Origin of the sequence: Bacteroides sp. Ga6A2 (assembly GCF_000702225.1) — a bacterium.
In the GTDB taxonomy this organism is placed as follows: domain Bacteria; phylum Bacteroidota; class Bacteroidia; order Bacteroidales; family Bacteroidaceae; genus Ga6A1.
Genome location: NZ_JNKX01000047.1, coordinates 22,000 through 28,406 on the forward strand (window position 1 = coordinate 22,000; position 6,407 = coordinate 28,406).

At 39.9% G+C, this 6,407-nt stretch carries 2 protein-coding genes; both read right to left on the minus strand.

All coding sequences use genetic code 11. The annotated features are described in order from the left end of the window. Positions 1–312: 312 nt before the first annotated feature. Positions 313–2,637, minus strand: coding sequence for a RagB/SusD family nutrient uptake outer membrane protein (locus tag T538_RS18985; protein WP_031533866.1), 2,325 nt, complete (start codon positions 2,635–2,637; stop codon positions 313–315). 24 nt (positions 2,638–2,661) lie between these two features. Then, the gene (locus T538_RS0111830; RefSeq protein WP_031533865.1) at positions 2,662–5,703 is read right to left on the minus strand and encodes a SusC/RagA family TonB-linked outer membrane protein; all 3,042 of its coding nucleotides are present in this window, start codon (positions 5,701–5,703) and stop codon (positions 2,662–2,664) included. Between the last annotated feature and the right edge of the window lie 704 nt (positions 5,704–6,407).

Below are 6,407 nucleotides of genomic sequence, written 5' to 3' on the forward strand. Positions count from 1 at the left end.
CGACAAGATGTTATGAATAAGAACTGATGCTTTCGAACAAAATACTTTTTTCCGCGGTGGGAATTCTTGCATCCCTTCGGCTTCGCATAACTTGTTTTTCAGCGGTGGGAATTACAAATTCCCTTTTTTCCTAAAAGCCGAATTCGGAAATTCGGCTTAACGGTAAGGTTTCGATAGCAAGCGAACTAAGTTCGAGCGGCAATAACGATTTACGTTTTTTTACTATTGTATAACAAATTACAATCCATTACAAGACATAAAAAAAGAGTGCCGTTCTCACGACACTCTTCTTTTTTTGATGTTATCTATTATTTAATAACCCGGATTCTGCCAGAAAGACTCAGAAGCAGTTGTGTACTGCAGAACACCATTTGCATCTTGTGTCACAGAAACATTACCCTTATTTTTCACAGCATCAAACTCTGTTGCTGGAATTGGACGATAATAATGCTTAAGAGCAATATTTGCTGAACCCTGAGCATTATACTTTTTAACGTGGTCGATAAGAGTATGAGTACGCTTCAAATCGAACCAACGCTGGAACTCACCACAAAGTTCAATTGCACGCTCACGAAGAATTGTCTCAATATCTACAGTAGACTCGCCATATACAGCCTGAAGAGAATTGTCCAGACCTGAAATTGCACGAGCACTACGAAGAGCGTTAATTGTCTCCAATGCAGCAGAAGCGTTTCCAGTCTGGAGTTCAGCCTCAGCCTTAATCAAATACATCTCGGCAAGACGAAGAACCATAATGTCACGATAAGAAATATCGTATGTCATGTAATTTGGATCAAGCTGGTCATCAAGGAACTTCTTGATACCCGGATAAGAACGACGACCTTCAATCTTTGCATCGTTGTAACGGTTGTCACCATAAACATCAGAAACTTCTTTCTTACCTTCTGTTGGAAGGGCTGTAGCTACATCGCCAGATGTATAGACAGGAATATCACCACCAAACGCAAACTGCAAGCGATACTTGTTCTTAGCCTCAGCTTGAAGAGCTTTACCTTCTGGAGAATCGCCATCAAGGATAGAGTAAAGGATTGCATAACCACCAGCATTGAAGTAGTTACCATCTTCCTTGTAAGCATCGTCATAAGACTTGAACTCCTGCTTAACCATATCTGGATAATTGGTAGCATTATAAGCCAACTCCTTAGGGATATTGTAATGAGTCAGCAATGTTGCATTATATCTCTGGTCTGTTGTCTTGATTTTATCAAGTTCTTTCCAAAGATACAAAGAAGGCAAATAACGAGTAAAACCGCGACCGTATGGAGAATAGTAAGCAGAACAATCAATTGACAACTGAGTTGTCTCAAGGAGTAATTTGCCACTATTTTTTTCAACATAATTATTACCATCCTTCTTCTCATACTCACCATTCTTTGCTATCAAAGCACCAGACTTGCTATAGATGTCGCCATTCTCATCCATATAAGAGCCATCAGTTCCAAGCAAGTATCCATTCTCGTTTCTCTGCAAATATGGCATACCTGCATTTGCAGAACCTGTGATACGCTGGAATACAGTAGTGATTTTATTACCAGAACCACCAAGGTCTGAACAACCGTTATTCCAAAGAGATACAAACATAAGGTTCATCGCACTACCTCCGTTGCTTCCATAACCCTTACGAGTTAACAGAGAATTAAATTGTCCTTCTCCGTTTTCTGCAAAACGATAAGGAACGCAATTGTCATAACCGCTACTCAATACGTTGTTATAATGAACTGCAAACAAGTTCTCCTTATTGTCTCCTGCCTCTTCGTTATTCATGTTCCAAGTGTCGGTGTAACGAGAGTAGAAAGAAGCACCAGAATTTGAAATTACATCCTGAGCTGCATTCAACGCCTCTGCATACAAATCTCCATAACCCTCGACAGAATTCTTCCCAAGCCATGATGCGGCATACAATGCTACACGGGCATATAACGCCTCTGCAGAATAGTAGTTTGCACGACCTTCGCCTGTTGCAGCCTTGCTTGATGTAACACCAGCAGCCTTAAAGTTCTCCATTGACTTTTTCAAGTCGTCAAGAATGTTCTTGTAAACTACGGACTCAGGAACACGAGTCAAATTAGTTTTTATCTCAGTAAATGGTTCGCTGTTGTACGGAATAGGTCCCCACAGGGCAACCATCTGTGAGTAATAGAGAGCACGAAGAAAATAAGCATCGCCCAAATATGCTGTTTTTTTCTGTTCCTTGAGCACAGAACACAAAGGAACATACTTCAAAGTATTGTTACAAACATCCACTCCAGCATAGAATAGCTCCCAATACTGATCAAGACAATGGTTGTCATTTACCGCATTTGTACCAGATTTAGACTCAAATCCATAACACTCTGAGGTCAAATTGTATGAAAGCATTGACTTCTGTTTGTTATCATAGCCGTAGTAGAACAAGTCGGAACCCATTTCAGAAAGGCCCAACGACGGTTCTTTGCCCCACCAGCCACGGCTATAGGCATAAGCAGAATTCACAAGCCCTTCGATACCAGTCTCAGTCTGATAAGTCAAGTCCGCTGTTTCACCCGTTTTGTTGTCTTCTTCCAAAAAATCGGAACAAGATGTTGCACCAACACATACAGTTGCTGCAACCATAAATATACTTAGAAACTTTTTCATTTTTCGAAATAGTCTTTGAATTAATTAAAATGTTACGTTTAGGCCAACAACAACCTGCTTAGCCAATGGGAATGTTACTGCACCACCACGCTCTGAGTCATATCCGTCAACCTTGCTTGTTGTAATAAAGTTCTTCAAAGAACAGTAAACCCTTGCGTTGCTAATATATGCACGCTTCAGCAAATCCTTATCAAGATCGTATGATAAAGTTATGTCCTTAATCTTGAAATAGTCGGCCTTGACTATACGTGCTGCATTCTGATATGTAGCACCAGCGCCCGACGAAACTCCCGGGTTTGGGATAATAGTGTTAGTATTCTCAGGAGTCCAATAATCCAACTCGCCCCAGTTTGAGTTGTCGAATGTGTACAAACCATAACCTGCATAATCCATGTAACCGCCCAATCGAGCCATCATCTGCACACTCAGAGAGAGATTCTTGTAAGAGAATGTATTTGACAAGCCCAAGATGCACTTTGGATTTTGATTAAACACAGTTCTGTCATCTCCGTTAATCTCACCATCTCCATTAAGGTCTGTTACTTTCTGAGTTCCAGGATTTCCGTAGTCCGAGTATGGCTTAACAAACTTTCCATTGTAATACTTTTCGTTATACTCATCAAACTCGCCAATTCCCCAGCAGTTCTCTATCTGATACTGATAGTAAGAATGTATAGACTCGCCAACTTTTAGAATTTCGTTTCCTTTTATGTTCTGTTCCTGACCGCCATACAACTCAACAACCTCGTCGTGTGGCAAAGAGAGAGACGCATTTACATCCCACGCAAAATTCTTAGTTTTAACGGCAGCAGCGTTCAACGACAATTCTATTCCATGTCCCTTGGTCTTACCAACATTGCCGATTGTTGAAGTATACACAGAAGCTGCAGGAGCTGTCATGTAATAAAGCAAATCGTTTGTACGGCTGATGTAGTATTCTGCCGAACCGCTGATTCTACCATTAAGGAAACCAAAGTCAACACCTATATTAAACGCAGATGTTGTTTCCCATGTCAAATCCTTATTAGCCAAAGTCATAGGCGCTTTGCTTGTAGAGTTTGGAACAATAGAAGATATTGTTGCCAATGTCTGATATGGATCTACAGCAGCATTACCAGAAACACCCCAAGACAAACGAAGTTTCAAATTATCAAGCCAAGAGTCTGTGCCTTCCATAAAGCTTTCCTCATTTATTCTCCAACCTGCAGATACAGATGGGAAATAGCCCCACTTATGTCCCTCTGCCAACACAGAAGAACCATCGGCACGAAGAGAAGCCTGAAGCAAATACTTAGAATCAAATGAATAGTTTACACGGGCAAAATATGAAAGCATCGAGCTTTTTACATAAGTTGTCTTAGCCGTAGGACTCGCAATCTTTGAAACATCATAGAATGAACTCTTATAGAAGTGATCCTTGCCAGCGTCTCCATAAGTGGAACTTGTTTCAGCTACGGATTTTGAAGCCTCGCTACCTAATAGGAACACTAAAGCATTCTTGTCTATATCGAGATTGTATGTAGCTGTGTTTTGCCATACAAGTTTAGTAGAAATACTGTTTGTGTTGCTTATGTATGATGTTTGCGGAGCCTGATAACGACTCACGCTATACATATCCTGATACTGTCCATCACGAGAATTAGAACGATCCAAAGTAAGATTACTCTTATATGTAAGGTTCTTTATCGGATTCAACTGCAAATATGCGCTACCAAAGAAACGAGTTGTTTCGATATTACGCTGATATGCTCCGTCTACCTCATCCAACAATGGATTACAATGTGCCTCATAGAAATAACTTGGCTTTTCGTTTATAGAACCATCATCCAAATAAGGATGAGTGATTGTAGTCATTTTAAGAGCCTGATTATAAACGCTTCCGTTACGCTTATCGTTGCTCTTATATGTGAAAGATAAACTTGTACCAACCTTAACATAGTTGTTCACTTTATGGTCGATGTTAGCTCTACCTGTATAACGGTTATACTGGTCGTTCTTCATCAAACCCTTATCATTCATATAAGACATAGCTATACTGAAGTTTGTCTTAGCCGTACCACCGTTTACGTTAACTTCGTAGTTTTGAGAAACGCTGTTCTGAAGGATAAGATCCAACCAATCTGTATAAGATCCATTTGAAATTACATCATCATAAAGATTAATGCCAGCCCATACCGCACCACCAAGCAAGCCCTGTGCTGTTGCTGTACCTGTTGAGAAATCCCAACCATTTTGAGATGCTGTCTTATAGTTTTCTGCGTCAACAATACGCTGAACTTCCTTGCCACCATACATTGGCTTTACAACACCTGTTGGAGAATTGAAAGACAAGTATCCACTGAAGTTTACGTTTGTCTTAGCGCCAGCCTTACCACGCTTTGTAGTAATGATGATAACACCGTTTGCGCCCTTTGTACCATAGATTGCCGTAGAAGCCGCATCCTTCAAAATATCCATAGACTCGATTTCCGAAGCCGGGATGTCAAGTGTCTGACCATACTCAACACCATCAACCAAAATAAGCGGGTCGTCGCTTGCCAAAATAGAACGACTACCACGAAGTTTCATGTTAATGCCAGAACCTGCCTGACCATCGCCCTGAGTCAAATCGACACCCGGAACCCTTGCCTGCATAGCTGAAAGGGCATTTGCGCCAGCAACCTTAGCAAGGTCAGAAGTGCTTACAGAAGCAACAGAACCTGTGAGGTCCTTCTTCTTTACAGCACCGTAACCAATTACCACAACTTCCTCGAGATTCTTAGAATCTTCCTCGATTGTGGCATTGACTGTTGTCTGTCCATTAATCTTGATTTCCTGAGAAACATAGCCGATGTAAGAGAAAACCAATGTACCGTTTGCCTTAACGTTTGTTAAGGTGTAATTACCTTCAAAGTCGGTAATTGTTCCGTTATTAGTACCTTTTTCGAGTACATTAGCACCAATAACCGGATCGCCGCTTGCATCTTTCACAGTACCTTTCACGGTTTTCTGTGCAAAAGCAACAGCGCAGAACATGATGACGCACAACGTCGCCAAGGTTCTTTGAAACAGAATTTTTGAATTCATAGATGTGCTTTAAATATTAATATTATTAATTAAAGAGTTATAAGTCAAAAGCCGTTTACGGAAACGAAGTAACATAAATCACACCGTTAACGATTCAACGGCTGCAAATATATTTAATAGTTTTTAATATGATTCTAAAAAACAAACGAAATTTATATTAAAAAATGTTAATTAATCAAACGAAATTTAAAAATTAGCTATTCTAATGTTAAAAAACACAAAAAATCAACAATTCGCCGTATTACACAACACGAACTTATTGTTGATTTTAGCATTTATCCAGAATTATATTTTTCGTGAATTAGGGATAAGAAAACTTGTTCTCCTGTATCATAAAAAAGATTATTGTTTATAGACAAAGAAAGTGTCCACAAACAATAATCACACTTTTGCCGCACTACAAACAATAGTTTTTTGCATCTCTTCGGTAGCAAGATTCTGTGCTAATTTCCAAATTTTGCATAGGAAAAATAGGACATTTTAACAAAAGGGAAAAAGAAAACGGATTAGCACATGAGATTTAGTACCTGATTTGTGACCAGGTATCGCCGCAGTATATTTTCTATGGTTAAATTTCCTTTTTTCTTTCCGGTATTGTTGTATTTGTTGTATCTTTGCAGCCAACTAAGGGAAGTCGCTGGTGCCGTCCACCAGTTTTGTACTATCTCGTGTGGCTGTGTCGCATGGCGCAGCCACTTCTGTTA